Source organism: Streptomyces sp. SM18, from assembly GCF_002910775.2.
Taxonomy (GTDB): Bacteria; Actinomycetota; Actinomycetes; order Streptomycetales; family Streptomycetaceae; genus Streptomyces; species Streptomyces halstedii.
This window is the reverse complement of sequence record NZ_CP029342.1, coordinates 4,783,324-4,796,825: the sequence shown is the minus strand read 5'-3', so window position 1 is coordinate 4,796,825 and position 13,502 is coordinate 4,783,324. Positions and strand designations below refer to the sequence as shown.

At 73.2% G+C, this 13,502-nt stretch carries 15 protein-coding genes; 5 read left to right on the top strand and 10 right to left on the bottom strand.

Annotated elements, in window-relative coordinates; genetic code table 11:
* Window positions 1-61 precede the first annotated feature (61 nt).
* The 5 genes from B9S64_RS21840 to sigE form a co-directional block, all read right to left on the bottom strand.
* A complete protein-coding gene (locus B9S64_RS21840) occupies window positions 62-724 on the bottom strand; it encodes a hypothetical protein (protein WP_103488536.1) in 663 nt (220 codons plus the stop codon).
* A 125-nt stretch (window positions 725-849) separates the two neighbouring features.
* Window positions 850-1,383, bottom strand: coding sequence for a sec-independent translocase (locus tag B9S64_RS21835; RefSeq protein WP_103488537.1), 534 nt, complete (start codon window positions 1,381-1,383; stop codon window positions 850-852).
* Between the two features lie 119 nt (window positions 1,384-1,502).
* Window positions 1,503-3,575, bottom strand: coding sequence for a trypsin-like peptidase domain-containing protein (locus B9S64_RS21830; RefSeq protein ID WP_109492091.1), 2,073 nt, complete (start codon window positions 3,573-3,575; stop codon window positions 1,503-1,505).
* A 90-nt stretch (window positions 3,576-3,665) separates the two neighbouring features.
* Window positions 3,666-4,640 (bottom strand): anti-sigma factor, encoded by a 975-nt coding sequence (locus B9S64_RS21825; protein WP_109492090.1) that lies wholly within the window; start codon window positions 4,638-4,640, stop codon window positions 3,666-3,668.
* On the bottom strand, window positions 4,637-5,398 hold the full coding sequence (gene sigE, locus B9S64_RS21820; protein WP_203633046.1) for an RNA polymerase sigma factor SigE: 762 nt from the start codon (window positions 5,396-5,398) through the stop codon (window positions 4,637-4,639). Before sigE ends, B9S64_RS21825 begins: the two co-directional genes overlap by 4 nt.
* Before the next feature lie 178 nt (window positions 5,399-5,576).
* On the opposite strand from sigE, the gene B9S64_RS21815 reads away from it, so the two are divergent.
* Window positions 5,577-6,242 carry an O-methyltransferase gene (locus tag B9S64_RS21815; RefSeq protein WP_103488568.1) on the top strand — a complete coding sequence of 222 codons (666 nt, stop codon included), beginning with the start codon at window positions 5,577-5,579 and terminating at the stop codon, window positions 6,240-6,242.
* Between the two features lie 148 nt (window positions 6,243-6,390).
* On the opposite strand, the gene B9S64_RS21810 is transcribed toward B9S64_RS21815, so the two are convergent.
* Window positions 6,391-6,558, bottom strand: coding sequence for a DUF3117 domain-containing protein (locus B9S64_RS21810; protein WP_003966491.1), 168 nt, complete (start codon window positions 6,556-6,558; stop codon window positions 6,391-6,393).
* 313 nt (window positions 6,559-6,871) lie between these two features.
* Between B9S64_RS21810 and B9S64_RS21805 the strand changes: the two genes are divergently transcribed.
* Window positions 6,872-7,684: an enoyl-CoA hydratase/isomerase family protein gene (locus B9S64_RS21805; protein WP_103488569.1), complete on the top strand. Its 813-nt coding sequence runs from the start codon at window positions 6,872-6,874 to the stop codon at window positions 7,682-7,684.
* Between the two features lie 10 nt (window positions 7,685-7,694).
* Here B9S64_RS21805 and B9S64_RS21800 read toward each other — a convergent pair whose 3' ends face one another.
* Window positions 7,695-8,276 (bottom strand): DNA-3-methyladenine glycosylase I, encoded by a 582-nt coding sequence (locus B9S64_RS21800; RefSeq protein ID WP_103488570.1) that lies wholly within the window; start codon window positions 8,274-8,276, stop codon window positions 7,695-7,697.
* Window positions 8,273-8,719 carry a DivIVA domain-containing protein gene (locus B9S64_RS21795; protein WP_258037666.1) on the bottom strand — a complete coding sequence of 149 codons (447 nt, stop codon included), beginning with the start codon at window positions 8,717-8,719 and terminating at the stop codon, window positions 8,273-8,275. The genes B9S64_RS21800 and B9S64_RS21795 overlap by 4 nt, the downstream gene beginning before the upstream one ends.
* Window positions 8,720-8,912: 193 nt before the next feature.
* Here B9S64_RS21795 and folP point away from each other — a divergent pair, with 193 nt between their 5' ends.
* A complete protein-coding gene (gene folP, locus B9S64_RS21790) occupies window positions 8,913-9,785 on the top strand; it encodes a dihydropteroate synthase (RefSeq protein ID WP_103488571.1) in 873 nt (290 codons plus the stop codon).
* Between the two features lie 178 nt (window positions 9,786-9,963).
* Here the strand turns inward: folP and B9S64_RS21785 are convergent, their stop codons facing one another.
* Together B9S64_RS21785 and dapE are read right to left on the bottom strand one after the other, a co-directional pair.
* Window positions 9,964-10,749: a TIGR00730 family Rossman fold protein gene (locus tag B9S64_RS21785; protein WP_103491006.1), complete on the bottom strand. Its 786-nt coding sequence runs from the start codon at window positions 10,747-10,749 to the stop codon at window positions 9,964-9,966.
* Window positions 10,750-10,833: 84 nt separating this feature from the next.
* Window positions 10,834-11,913 carry a succinyl-diaminopimelate desuccinylase gene (gene dapE / locus B9S64_RS21780; protein WP_103491008.1) on the bottom strand — a complete coding sequence of 360 codons (1,080 nt, stop codon included), beginning with the start codon at window positions 11,911-11,913 and terminating at the stop codon, window positions 10,834-10,836.
* A 62-nt stretch (window positions 11,914-11,975) separates the two neighbouring features.
* Between dapE and B9S64_RS21775 the strand changes: the two genes are divergently transcribed.
* Both B9S64_RS21775 and B9S64_RS21770 read left to right on the top strand, forming a co-directional pair.
* Window positions 11,976-12,884: a hypothetical protein gene (locus tag B9S64_RS21775; protein ID WP_103491005.1), complete on the top strand. Its 909-nt coding sequence runs from the start codon at window positions 11,976-11,978 to the stop codon at window positions 12,882-12,884.
* A 240-nt stretch (window positions 12,885-13,124) separates the two neighbouring features.
* Window positions 13,125-13,457 (top strand): ATP-binding protein, encoded by a 333-nt coding sequence (locus tag B9S64_RS21770; protein WP_103491004.1) that lies wholly within the window; start codon window positions 13,125-13,127, stop codon window positions 13,455-13,457.
* Window positions 13,458-13,502 lie beyond the last annotated feature (45 nt).

The window sequence follows — 13,502 nt, the reverse complement described above, 5'->3', positions numbered from 1 at the left end:
CACAGGCGGTCCCGCTAGGCGGGGCCGCCGTCCGGGGCCGCCCCGTGGGCGGGCGGTCCGCTCAGTCCTCGTACGTCCTGATGTCGCCGATCACCGCGAAGCCCAGGCCGTAGGCGCTCATCCCGCGCCCGTACGCGCCGATGTGCACCCCGTCGGGCGCCGATCCGGCGAGGATCCAGCCGAACTCGGACTCGCGGTAGTGGAAGTCCACCGGCACCCCGTCCACCGGAAGGGACAGCACCGACCAGGGGGCCTGGCCCACCTCGTCGGCGAGCGCGAACGCGGCCTCCGTCTGCTGGCTCAGCCATTCGCCACGCAGGACGTGGTCCATCTGCGCGGGCCAGGTGTAGGTGAGCAGGCCGCTGCCGGCCAGCCAGGCCGCCGAGGACACCGTGGTGGCCTCCAGCACACCCGTACCGTCGCCGCTGTGCCGCGTCGGGCTGCTGGCGACCGTCACCACCACCGCGAAGCGCTCCTTCTCGGCGCTGTCGCCGGCGCGCAGGGCGGGTTCCTCGCCGTGCCCGGTGCAGCCGTGCTGCACCGTGCCGTCCGCCGCCGGGGTGACCTGCATCAGCCAGCGCGGGCCGGTGAACGCCTCGTCGAGGCCGTACCAGGGGAACGGCGCCTTCAGATAGCCGTCGACAGCGCGCCGGGTCGCCGGCGCCCCCGCTGTGGTGCCGGCGCCGGGGGCACCGTCCGCCCCTGCCCGACTCGTCGTCTCCATCTGCCCGGCCGCCTCCTCGATCTGTCGCTGATCCGGAGCGGCCCTCCCTCTCGGGCGTAGGCAACCTCGCAACCGGACAGATGGAGAATAGCCATACCGTCCCGGGGAGCCGGGATTGACCGGTCTCAGGTGGCGTCTGCGTCGAAGGGCGGGCGCTCGTCCAGGGCGGGCTTCTCCGGACGGCCGGGCGCGGTCTCCTTCTTGAGGAGGTCCGGGGCCGACTCCTTCTTGAGGAGGTCCGGGGCCGGCTCCTTCCTGAGGAGATCGGAGCCCGGCTCCTTCTTGAGCAGGTCGGGCGTGCCCGCCGCGGGGGCCGTGGAGGAGGCGCTCTCCCGGCCGTTCACCGCGTCGGTGATCTCGGCCATCTCCTTGCGCAGGTCGAAGCTCTCGCGGATCTCCTTCAGCCCCAGGTCGTCGCCGCCCTCGGAAAGCTGCTTGCGGAGGAACGTCTTGGGATTGAGGTCCTCGAACTCGAAGTCCTTGAACTGCGGGCCGAGCTCCGTGCGGATGTCTTCCTTCGCGCTGTCCGAGAACTCACGGATCTTGCGGATGGTGCGCGTGATGTCCTGGATGACCTTCGGCAGCTTCTCCGGACCGAAGACGATCACCGCGATGACCACGAGCGTCAGCAGCTCCAGTGCGCCTATGTCATTGAACACCTTGCTGCTCCTCGTGTTCTCTGCGTGTTCCCGGCGGTTCTCTTCCGCCGGGTGACCGTGGCCCGGACCCGCTCCACGGTACCCGGCGTTGCCGTCCGTCCGGTACCTGCCGCCGCCGGTCAGCTACCGCTCGCCGAACCCAGTGTCACAGTCATGGGCAGCTCTTTACCTCCACGGGTCAGCCGGAGGTCCAGCCGGTCGCCCGGCCGGTGGGCGCGGATCTTGATGATCAGCTCCTCTCCGCTGTGCACGCGTTGGCCCTGCACCTGGGTGATGACGTCACCCGCCCTGATCCCCGCCTTGTCGGCGGGGCCGCCGGGGGTCACCGCGGAGGTGCCCTCGGCGCTCTTCCCGCCGACCTTGGCGCCGTCACCGGTGTACTGCATGTCCAGGGTGACGCCGATCACCGGGTGGGTGGCCTTGCCGGTGTTGATCAGCTCCTCGGCGACGCGCTTGGCCTGGTTGACCGGTATCGCGAACCCGAGGCCGATGGACCCCGACTGCCCGCCGTCGAGCCCGGAGCCGCTGTCGGCCGCGCGGATGGCGCTGTTGATACCGATCACCCGGGCCTGGGTGTCGACGAGCGGACCGCCCGAGTTGCCCGGGTTGATCGGGGCGTCGGTCTGCAACGCGTCGACGTAGCTGACGTCGCTGCCGTCGCCCTTCTCGCCCCCGGCGGTGATGGGCCGCTGCTTGGCGCTGATGATGCCGGACGTGACCGTGTTGGACAGGTCGAAGGGGGCGCCGATGGCCACCACCGGGTCACCGACCCGCACGTTGTCGGAGTTGCCGAGGGCCAGGGGCTTGAGACCCGAGACCCCGCGGACCTTCACCACCGCCAGGTCGTACCCGCTGTCCTTGCCGACGATCTCGGCCGACGCGGTCTCGCCACCGCTGAAGGTGACCGTGATGTGGCCGGCCGACCCGGCGGGAGCCACGACGTGGTTGTTGGTGAGGATGTGGCCCTTGCCGTCGAGCACGAACCCCGTGCCGGTGCCGGACTCGGCGGACCCGCTGACGTGCAGGGTCACCACACCGGGCAGGGCGCGCGCGGCGATACCGGCGACACTGTCCGGGGCCCGGCCCCCGCTGTCGGGGCCCGCCTGCGGCAGCTCGACCGTGGTGAGGCCGCCGTTGCGCTCGATGTACGAACCGATCCCGCCGCCGATCCCGCCCGCGACGAGAGCGAGCAGGACGGCGCCGGCCAGCGCCGCTCCACGGCGTCCCTTGCGGGCCTTCCCGCCCTCGGCCCCGGTGTCGGGGCGGCTCAGGGGCTGCTGGGGCGCGCCCCAGGGGTCGTAGCGCGTCCACTGACCGGTCTGCGGAAGCGGAGGCGGCGGGGTCCGGAGATCGGCCGGGGGAGGCTGCTGAGCCTCCGTCATGGCGGCCTGGTGCGGGTGCGGGTGCTGGTGCTGGTGCTGGTGCGGCAGGGTGTGCGGGGATCCGGGCGGCGGCGGGCCGTACGCGCCGCCGGGGGGCGGGTACGACTCGCCGGGGGCCTGATACGCCTCGCCCGGTACGTGGTCGCCCGGCGCGGGGGCCGCCGGGCCGTGGCCGCCGCCTCCCGCGTAGGGCGGGGGCACGGGGGTGCCATGGGCGGGGGTCGGCACCGGACGCTGGACCGGCGGTGCGGGCGCCCACGGCCCGGGGCCGCCGTAGGGCGGGGTGCTGTACTCGTCGGGGGTGTGCAGGGGCGCCCGGGGAGCGGACGCGACCGGCTCACCCGGCGCGGACGGAGCGCCGGGCCCGGACGGACCGGGGGCGCCCACACCGGGTGCCACCGGGCCGTCGCCGGATGCCTCGGGCACCGGAGCGCCGGCGAGTACGGCCCGCGCGTGCGGCGGGGCGTCGGCGGGCTCGGACGGCGGGGCGTCGGCGGACGGCGGTACGGCGGGTACGGGCCCCGGCTCCGTCTCCGTCTCCGTCCGATCAGCAGCCCCCGTGGACGGCGCGTCGGTGAAGGGCCGTGCGCCCGTGCCGGTGACCGACGCTCCGGGGCCGGGCACCGGAGGTGCGAGGGTGAACGAGTCGTCCCCGCCGGAGCCGGACGCGGTCACCGCGTCGGCCGGCGCGGCCCCGGTCCCGGCCTCGGCGCCCGGTGCCGGGCCCTCCGGCTCGGCGGGGCGGACACGTTCCGCCGAGGGGCGGCTCCACCACTTCGCCTTGGGCCCGCTGGGCTTCCCGTCGTCCATGCTCTCCCCGCCACTGGCCATTGAGCGCCCTCGCGGAGGCGCTCCCCCCGGAATTCAACCAGGTTTGCGAACCCGTGCGCGGAGGTCCGGTCAGCGCAACGGCGAAAGCGGCAACGCGTGGTCGGTGCGCGGCGGTGAGGCGGAGGCCGTCGCCGACGGCGCGGTCCCCCGGGGATCGGCCGCGCCTCCCGGCGGCGCCGACAGCAGGGGTCCCGCGTCGGTGGGACGTATCAGCGGCGGCACGCTCACGTTCAGCACCGGGAAGGCGAAGGACTGTCCCACGAACCCCGTCGTGCCGAGGAGCGCGGGGGGCGCCGTGGCGAGCACGGGCCGTGCGGACGCGGAGAGCGCCGGTGCCGACGCGGACAGGCCGGGCCGGTCGCCGAAGGTGAGTCCGCCGCCGCGGCTCGCCGTGGCGGCGGCGCCGCCCGCGCGGACCTCGGTGCCGGCCGCGGTCGCGCTGCTGCCGGCGCCCTCCGCGCTGAGCGGCGGCTCGGGGCCGTACTCCAAGGGCAGAGCGCCGCCGAGCGCGATGGCCGCCAGCGACACGGCGCTGGCCGCGGCGAACGCGAAGCGACGGCCGCGCCAGGGGGAACGATCCGCCTCCCGGCCCACCGCGTGCACCGGAAACGCGGAACGCGAGGCACCGCCCGGCAGGGCGGTTGTGGGGCCGTGGAGGGTGGGCAGATAGCCGAAGCCGCCCAGCGGTGAGGGACGTGAGTCGGCGCGCGTGCGGGTCCGGGAGGGGGGATGCACCGGGAAGACGTCCTCGCCGAACCCCCGGCCGCCGCCGAAGGGTTCGCGGGGGCCCTCGCCGTCACCGTCCGTGCCCCCGGGGAGGCCCTGGAGGCGGGCGAGGAACCCCTCGGAGGGCGGCGGCGGGGTGGCGGTGGCGAAGGCGCTCTTCAGCCGCCGCTGGGCGTCCGCCTCCGCCTTGCACCGGGAACAGGTCGCCAGGTGGGCCAGGACCCGTTCGCGGGCGTCGTGTTTGAGCTCGCCGTCGACGAGCGCGGCGAGCCGGTCCCCCAGATGCTGCTCCGCGGGTGTCGGACCTGTGAGACTCACGCCGTTCCGCCCTCCCCCGCGACGACGGCGTCCGCCAGGGAGCGCTGCTCGGCGCGGGCTTCGGGCGAACGGTGCCGCAGGGCCTTGCGCAGGTGGGAGCGGCCGCGGTGGATACGGCTGCGCACGGTGCCGAGCTTCACGCCGAGTGTGGCGGCGATCTCCTCGTACGAAAGGCCCTCGATGTCACAGAGCACGACCGCCGCACGGAATTCCGGGGCGAGGGTGTCCAGCGCCTGCTGCACGTCCGCGTCGAAGTGTGTGTCGTTGAACACCTGCTGCGGCGACGGCTCACGGCTCGGCAGCCGCTCCGCTGCGTCGTCGCCGAGCGAGTCGAAGCGGATCCGCTGCTTGCGGCGCACCATGTCCAGGAAGAGGTTGGTGGTGATGCGGTGCAGCCAGCCCTCGAAGGTGCCGGGCGTATAGGTCGACAGCGACCGGAACACCCGGACGAAGACCTCCTGCGTGAGATCTTCGGCGTCGTGCTGGTTGCCCGTCAGCCGGTAGGCGAGGCGGTACACGCGACCGCTGTGCGTGCTGACGATCTCTTCCCATGTGGGCGGGGTCCACGCCTGAGATTCCGCGTCTGCGGCGAAGGTCGCGGTCGGTGCGGAAGCGTTGGAAGAACGGTCAGCGGTGTCGGTCACGGATTTCGGCTCACCCGCCGACCTGAGAAAGCGCCGCAGCACTCCTCCCCGATCCACAGGCGCAGCCGCACCTCCCCTATCGGCTCTGGTGGTGTCCAGTGGAGCCCCTACCATAGCCACCTCGCCCGTTAGCTCCGGATAAGCCTTATTCCCTGCTGGGACCCGGGAGTGCCCCGGGCGCAAAGGAACATTCCGGGCCCGGCCACAAGGCCTGGTCCCGGCGTTTTCCCCTGCCTCTTCCTAACGCCCGGTCCCATCTGCGGGTTCCCGGGTTCAGCCGATACAGTCACCGTTGCGCCAACTACGGGGACAGGAGAGGGTCATTACCGCCAACCGGCAGACGAGCTGGGCGTTCGCCGACGCCTTTGTCGCCGAGGACGAAGCTCTGCTCTGGGCCCGGGACCGGGCCCACGACTCGGGGCTCCGCCCGGTGTCCCCGGTCACCGGCGCCGCGCTGCGCCTGCTCGCTGCCACCGCCGACGCGAAAGCCGTGGCGGAGATCGGCACCGGGACCGGCGTGTCCGGCATCTACCTGCTCCAGGGAATGCGGCCGGACGGCGTGCTGACCACGGTTGACCCGGAGCCCGAGCGCCAGCAGTTCGCGCGCGAGGCGTTCCGGGCCGCCGGGTTCGCCACCAACCGCGCCCGCTTCATCCCGGGCCGCGCCCTGGACGTACTGCCGCGGCTCGCGGACGGCGGGTACGACCTGGTGTTCTGCGACGGCGACCGGCTGGAGAGCATGGACTGCCTCGCCGAATCGTTGCGTCTGCTGCGCCCCGGTGGCCTGGTCTGTTTCGAGGGTGTCTTCGCGGACGGCCGCACGGTCGACTCCGCCGCACAGCCAGCCGAGGTGCTGCGCCTGCGCGAGCTGCTGCGGGCCGTGCGGGAGAGCCAGGAACTCATGGCGACGCTGCTGCCGGTGGGCGACGGGCTGCTGTGCGCGGTACGACGCGGCTGACCGCCCACCGCGCCGTACGAACCCCTGGTCCGGCTCCGGCCCCGGCCCGACTCCGGCCCCCTCGGCACACCGGCCCGGCCCGCGGACGCACCACTGCCCCGGCACGTCCGACGTGCCGGGGCAGTGGTGAAGTGTGGGCGCCTCCGCCTCAGCCGACGACCTTCTTCAGGGCATCGCCGAGTGCGTCGGCCTCGTCCGGAGTCAGCTCGACGACGAGCCGACCGCCGCCTTCGAGCGGAACGCGCATGACGATGCCCCGCCCCTCCTTTGTCACCTCGAGCGGGCCGTCGCCCGTCCGCGGCTTCATGGCCGCCATGCTCGTTCCCCTTCCTGAAACCAGCTCATCGCAACCGGCGGCCCCATGACAGGCGCTGCCTCACCGGCGTCGAACACAATGCTTCCTCCGCATTATCCCGCATCAGAGACCCCGATGACCAACATCGGCCGGCATCGCTTGCGCAACGCGCTCTCTCAAAACCACCCAATTCGGCGATCCGGCTGCGATACTGCGCCGCTGCCGCCCCTCAGCCGAGAGCCAATTGTTAGACGTGGGTCACATTTCCGGTACGGCCGGAGTCGGCCATGCTTGCCTGGACAGCACATTGTCCGAGCCGTAAGGGGACCCAGGAATGGCCGACACCATGGCTGACACCGTGCTCGTGGACGTGAGCGACGGGCTCGCCACGATCACGCTCAACCGCCCCGACGCGATGAACGCCATGAACACGGCGGCCAAGGTCGCCCTCCGCGACGCGCTGCGGGCCGTCGCGGACGACGCCGCCGTACGAGCGGTTCTGCTCACCGCCACCGGGCGCGCCTTCTGTGTGGGCCAGGACCTCAAGGAGCACGTGTCCAAGCTCACGGAGGCCCGTGAGCAGGGAGGCGGAAACGCGCTGAGCACGGTCAGGGAGCACTACAACCCGATCGTGCGCGCGATCACCGAGATGGAGAAGCCCGTGGTCGCGGGCGTCAACGGCGTGGCGGCGGGGGCCGGCTTCGGGTTCGCGCTGGCCGCGGATCACCGCGTGGTCGCCGCCACCGCCACCTTCAACACCTCGTTCGCGGGTGTGGCGCTCACCGCCGACTCGGGCGTCTCCTGGACCCTGCCCCGGCTCATCGGTGCGAGCCGCGCCGCGGACCTGCTCTTCTTCCCGCGCTCGATCTCGGCACAGGACGCCTACGAGCTGGGCATCGCCAACAAGGTGGTGCCGGCCGCCGACCTGGCGAAGGAGGCACGGGCGGTGGCCCGCGCCCTGGCGGACGGTCCCACGGTGGCGTACGCGGCGCTCAAGGCCTCGATCGCCTACGGGGCGGGGCACACCCTCTCCGAGGCGCTGGAGAAGGAGGACGAACTCCAGACGAAGGCGGGCGCGTCGCACGACCACACGATCGCGGTCGAGGCGTTCCTGGCCAAGCGGCCGCCCCAGTACCTCGGCCGGTAGCGGCGGACGGTCAGCCCCGGCCCCGGGACACGCAGTCGGCCAGATGGTCGTCGACCAGGCCGCACGCCTGCATCAGGGCGTAGGCGGTGGTGGGGCCGACGAACCGGATGGAGCGCCTCTTCAGCTCCTTGGCGAGCGCCGTGGACTCCGGGGTGACCGCCGGGACGTCGCCGAGCTTGCGCGGGGCCGGGCGGTCCGCCGGATCGGGGGCGTACGACCAGATGAGGGCGTCCAGTTCGCCCGCCTCCCAGCCGGCCAGCACCTTGGCGTTGGCCAGGGTGGCGTCGATCTTCGCGCGGTTGCGGATGATCCCGGGGTCGGCGAGGAGGCGTTCCCGGTCGGCGTCCGTGAACCGCGCCACCGCCGGGATCCCGAACCCGGAGAACGCCCGGCGGAAACCCTCGCGCCGGCGCAGGATCGTCAGCCAGGAGAGACCCGACTGGAACGCCTCCAGGCACAGCCGCTCGAAGAGGGCGTCGTCGCCGTGGACGGGGCGGCCCCACTCCGTGTCGTGGTAGACGAGGTAGTCCTCGGTGGACAGGCCCCAGGGGCAGCGCAGCCGGCCGTCCGCCGCGGGCAGGGCGTCGCTCATCGCCCGTCCCCTCCGTCTTCCGGCCGGTGCTCGTCCTCGGGCCGTTCGCCGGTCTGCTCGCCCGTCCGTTCGCCGGACCAGGCCTGCCCGCTCAGCGGCTCCCCGGGCCGTTTGAACAGGTCGGGGCCGCCCGCCGCGGTCGCCTGGGCACCGGCGAGGGCCGACTCCAGCTCGGCGATCCTGGCGTCCCGCTCGGCGAGCTCGGCACCGAGTCTGTCCAGCGCCTCGTCCACGTCGGCCATGCGGTAGCCGCGCACCGACATCGGCAGCCGCATGGCCTCGACGTCGGCGCGGCCCAGCGGGCGGTCCGCCGGCAGCGGGTCGGTGAGCCGCTCGGGCGCGACGTCCTGAAGGACCGGGCTTCCGCCACCGCCGACCACGGCCAGCGTGACCCCCGCGACCACCACGGCCATCGTGAGCAGCAAGAACCAGAACACGTACATCTCCCCGGAAGCGGAAACCTGTCCGGGTCAGATCGTGCCATGCGCCACCGACAGTTAGGGTCTTTCGTTTGGATCAGGTGGACCGGGAAGCGGGGTCCGGAGCCGTGGGACACGGCGCCGGAGCACGCGGGCCGGGCATGATCCGGACCACAGGCCCCGAGGCCACAGGCGACCCATCGAGGAGGAACCAGGCATGCGAAGCGGTGCGCTCAGGCTGGGGCGGCGGGAGTTCGGCGCGCACGAGCCGTTGATCATGGCGATCGTGAACCGGACCCCCGACTCCTTCTACGACCAGGGCGCGACCTTCCTCGACGAGCCCGCGCTCTCCCGGGTCGAGCGGGCCGTCCTGGAGGGCGCCGCGATCATCGACATCGGCGGGGTGAAGGCCGGACCGGGCGAGGAGGTGACGGCCCAGGAGGAGGCGCGCCGTACGGTCGGTTTCGTCCGCGAGGTCCGCCGCCGCCACCCGGACGTGGTGATCAGCGTGGACACCTGGCGGCACGACGTGGGCGAGGCCGTCTGCGAGGCCGGGGCGGATGTGCTGAACGACGCCTGGGGCGGGGTGGACCCGAAGCTGGCGGAGGTCGCCGCGCGGTACGGGGCGGGTCTGGTGTGCACCCACGCGGGCGGGGCGCGCCCCCGTACCCGACCGCACCGGGTGGCGTACGAGGACGTGACGGCGGACATCCTGCGGGTGACCGTCGGGCTCGCCGAGCGGGCCGTGGAGCTCGGCGTCCGGCCGGACGGGATCATGATCGACCCGGGTCACGACTTCGGGAAGAACACCCGGCACTCGCTGGAGGCGACGCGCAGGCTGGACGAGATGACCGCGACGGGCTGGCCGGTGCTGGTCTCGCTGTCCAACAAGGACTTCGTCGGGGAGACGCTCGACCGGCCGGTCAAGGAGCGGCTCATCGGTACGCTCGCGACGACCGCGGTGTCGGCGTGGCTGGGTGCCCGGGTGTACCGGGTCCACGAGGTGGCGGAGACGCGGCAGGTCCTGGAGATGGTCGCGTCCATCGCGGGTCACCGCGCACCGGCGGTGGCCCGGCGGGGCCTGGCGTAGGCACGGGGCCCGCTCCGGCGCCCCGGCCCCGCCCTGTGCGGGCGCTCCCGGGCGCGCCCGCGAGGCCCCGCACGCGTCGCGAAGGGGCGTGTCCACGAGGCCCCCGCACCGCCCGCGAAGGGGCGACGCGGGACGTGTGCCCGCCGGCCGCCTCAGGGCGGGTTGGCCCGGTGGCGGCTCAGCGGCCGACCTCCTTCGTCACCAGCCGCACCGCCTCGTCCACGTCGTCCGTGACGTGGAAGAGCAGCAGATCGCGCTCGGACGCCTTGCCCTGGGCCACCACCGTGTCCCGCAGCCAGTCCACGAGCCCGTTCCAGTACGCCGAGCCGAACAGCACGATCGGGAAGCGGGTCACCTTGCCGGTCTGCACCAGCGTCAGCGCCTCGAACAGCTCGTCCAGCGTGCCCAGGCCGCCCGGGAGGACGACGAAGCCCTGGGCGTACTTGACGAACATCGTCTTGCGCACGAAGAAGTAGCGGAAGTTGACGCCGATGTCGACGTGCGGGTTGAGCCCCGACTCGAAGGGCAGCTCGATGCCCAGTCCGACGGAGACGCCGTCGGCCTCCCGGGCGCCCTTGTTCGCCGCCTCCATCGCTCCGGGCCCGCCGCCCGTGATCACCGCGAAGCCCGCCTCGACCAGCGCCTTGCCGATCTGGACGCCCGCCTCGTACTCCGGGCCGCCCGCCGGGGTGCGGGCCGAGCCGAAGACGCTGATCGCGCTGGGCAGTTCGGCGAGGGCGCCGAAGCCCTCCACGAACTCCGACTGGATGCGCATGACCCGCCAGGGGTCGGTGTGCACCCACTCGGAGTCGCCCTCGGAGTCGAGCAGCCGCTGATCGGTCGTGCCCGGCTGTACCTGGTCCCTGCGGCGCAGTACCGGGCCCATCCGCTGTTCCTCGGGCTTGACCGCGCCCTCGGGAATCTGCGCGCCCTCGGGGATCCGTGCGTCCTCCGGGTTGCCCATGACCTGCTCCCTCCGCCGACCTGCGATGTACGTACTCGCTTCAGCGTAGATCGGCGGAGGTTACGCGCGGGGGAATGCCGTGGGTCAGCTGGTGAGCCAGGAGCGCAGCCGCTCCTCGCAGTGGGTGATCCGCTCGGTCCGGACGTGCTCGTCGCGCTTGTGGGCGAAGAGCGGGTCGCCGGGGCCGTAGTTCACCGCGGGGACGCCCAGGGAGCCGAACCGGGAGACGTCGGTCCAGCCGAACTTGGGCCGGGCCGTGCCGCCGACCGCGTCCATGAACGCCTTGGCCGCCGGGTGCGAGAGGCCCGGCATCGCGGCGCCGGAGTGGTCGTCGACCGTGAAGGCGGCGACGCCGCAGTCCGCGAACACCTCGCGCACGTGCGCCTCCGCGTCCTCGGGCGAGAGGTCGGGGGCGTAGCGGTAGTTGACCACCACGGTGCAGGCGTCAGGGATCACGTTGGTCGCCACTCCGCCCTGGATGCCCACCGCGTTGAGGCCCTCGCGGTATTCCAGGCCGTCGATGACCGGCCGGCGCGGCTCGTACGCGGCCAGCTTCGCCAGCACCGGCGCCGCGGCGTGGACGGCGTTGGACCCCATCCAGCCGCGCGCCGAGTGGGCGCGTTCGCCGTCCAGCCGCAGGTGCATCCGGAGCGTGCCCTGGCAGCCGCCCTCGACCTCGCCGTCGGAGGGCTCCAGAAGGACCGCGAAGTCCCCTTCCAGCCAGTCCGGGTGGGCCTCGGCCACATGTCCGAGGCCGTTGAGGTGGGCGGCGACCTCCTCGTTGTCGTAGAAGACGAACGTCAGGTCGCGGTTGGGCTCCGGCACGGTCGCCGCGATCCGCAGCTGCACGGCGACACCCGCCTTCATGTCGGAGGTCCCGCACCCCCAGAGCACCCCGTCGTCGTCCAGCCGCGAGGGCACGTTGTCCGCGATCGGTACGGTGTCGATGTGCCCGGCCAGCACGACACGCTCGGCACGGCCCAGGTCCGTCCGGGCGACGACGTTGTTGCCGTGCCGGTCGACCTTCAGGTGCGGCAGTGCGCACAGGGCCGCCTCGATCGCGTCGGCCAGGTCCTTCTCCTGCCCGCTGACCGACGGGAAGTCGACGAGTGCGGCGGTGAGCGCCGGGCCGCCCAGGGTGAGGTCAAGCCTGTGTCCGTCCATGGTCACGACTCTAGGCGACTGGCCTCCCGGACCCGCCCGTACCCTCCAGTACGGTGGGCCCCGTGCCCCGGACCGCAGACTCCGCCCGCCCCCGCCGCCTCTTCCGCGTCGCGGCCGCCTTCGCCGTGCTCACGGCCCTGGCCGGCTATCTGGCCCTGCAGTACGTCACCGGCCGCGAGGGCTCGGCCCGCTGCACGGTGCGGGCCGTCGGCGGGGGCGACGGCGGCAGCTACGAGCTGAGTCCCGAGATGGCCGCCAACGCCGCGACCATCTCGGCCGTGGGGACCACCCTGGGGCTGCCGGAGCGGGCGGTGACCATCGCCCTGGCGACCGCGCTCCAGGAGTCCTCGCTGCGCAACATCGACCACGGCGACCGGGACTCGCTGGGGCTCTTCCAGCAACGTCCCTCGCAGGGCTGGGGCACGCCGGAGCAGATCATGGACCCGGTGTACTCCGCCGGGGAGTTCTACACGCACCTGGCGAAGGTTCCGGACTACGCGCGGCTGCCGCTCACCGACGCCGCGCAGCGGGTGCAGAAGAGCGCCTTCCCGTACGCGTACGCGAAGCACGAGCCGGACGCCGCCCTGCTCGCCGCCGCGCTGACCGGACGGGCCCCGGCCTCCCTGACCTGCACGCTGCCGACCGTCGCCGACAGCCTCCCCGGGGACGCCGACGAGGTTCGGGCCGATCTGGTGCGCTCCTTCGGCAAGGCCGTGCTGCCGGCCACCGGGGCCGCGGGCGCCTCGGCGTCGACCACGGTGTCGGTGCCCGTGGGCGCGCGGGCGCGGGCCGAGGACGGGGAGGAGTCCCGGCGCGGCTGGGAACTCGCCCACTGGGCCGTCGCACGGGCCGGCACCCTGCGCATCGCCGAGGTCTCCTACGACGGCCGGGTGTGGCGGGCGGGTTCCGGCTGGCGGACGGAGAGCGGTGAATCCGGCGCCACCTCGGTCCGGATGCGGCTCGCTCAGTAGTCCGGGGCGTCCTCCTTACGGCTTCAACACCCCTCTCCGGAGCGGATTATCGGACGCATTACCCACTCTTTACCCGGGGGCCCCGCAACCTTCCCCGCCCTTCGACCGGTTGTCAGGGCGTCCGAGCACCGGACAGGTGGATTCCGCATCCGCCGTGACCCGCTGACGCCCCGCCACCCGCGGGCGTCCTGAGCGCCGTTGACGTCCCGTTTCCCGTTGACGTCCCGTCGAAGGAGCATCATGTCCCTCTCCCTGACCCGTCGGATCGCCCGTGCCGCGCTGATCGTCGCAGCGGCGGCCCCCGTGGTCGGCGCGGCCGGTGCCGCGAGCGCCGCCGGGCTCCCGCAGACCCCCGCCCTCGGCGGCCTGACCTCGCTCGACGGCGCCGGTGTGAGCAACACGCTGGACTCCGCCTCGAAGCAGGGCGCCGAAGTGGCCGGTGAGACCGGCGGCAAGGTCGTCGGCACGACCCTCCCGGCCGCGGGCAAGACCCTCAAGAAGGCCGGCACCGCGGTGACCAGCGGCGAGCTGGCCGGCGACACCCTGCCCACCAAGGGCCTGCCGCTCGGCTGATCCACCGGCGCACACGCCGCGCGTACGACGAGGGGCCCCCGGGAG

Bases quoted from the DNA above. Each gene is read 5' to 3' on its own strand.
- B9S64_RS21840 (WP_103488536.1), bottom strand. From the start codon at position 724: ATGGAGACGACGAGTCGGGCAGGGGCGGACGGTGCCCCCGGCGCCGGC.
- B9S64_RS21830 (WP_109492091.1), bottom strand. From the start codon at position 3,575: ATGGACGACGGGAAGCCCAGCGGGCCCAAGGCGAAGTGGTGGAGCCGC.
- sigE (WP_203633046.1), bottom strand. From the start codon at position 5,398: ATGGTAGGGGCTCCACTGGACACCACCAGAGCCGATAGGGGAGGTGCG.
- B9S64_RS21810 (WP_003966491.1), bottom strand. From the start codon at position 6,558: ATGGCGGCCATGAAGCCGCGGACGGGCGACGGCCCGCTCGAGGTGACA.
- B9S64_RS21805 (WP_103488569.1), top strand. From the start codon at position 6,872: ATGGCCGACACCATGGCTGACACCGTGCTCGTGGACGTGAGCGACGGG.
- B9S64_RS21800 (WP_103488570.1), bottom strand. From the start codon at position 8,276: ATGAGCGACGCCCTGCCCGCGGCGGACGGCCGGCTGCGCTGCCCCTGG.
- B9S64_RS21795 (WP_258037666.1), bottom strand. From the start codon at position 8,719: ATGTACGTGTTCTGGTTCTTGCTGCTCACGATGGCCGTGGTGGTCGCG.
- folP (WP_103488571.1), top strand. From the start codon at position 8,913: ATGCGAAGCGGTGCGCTCAGGCTGGGGCGGCGGGAGTTCGGCGCGCAC.
- B9S64_RS21785 (WP_103491006.1), bottom strand. From the start codon at position 10,749: ATGGGCAACCCGGAGGACGCACGGATCCCCGAGGGCGCGCAGATTCCC.
- dapE (WP_103491008.1), bottom strand. From the start codon at position 11,913: ATGGACGGACACAGGCTTGACCTCACCCTGGGCGGCCCGGCGCTCACC.
- B9S64_RS21770 (WP_103491004.1), top strand. From the start codon at position 13,125: ATGTCCCTCTCCCTGACCCGTCGGATCGCCCGTGCCGCGCTGATCGTC.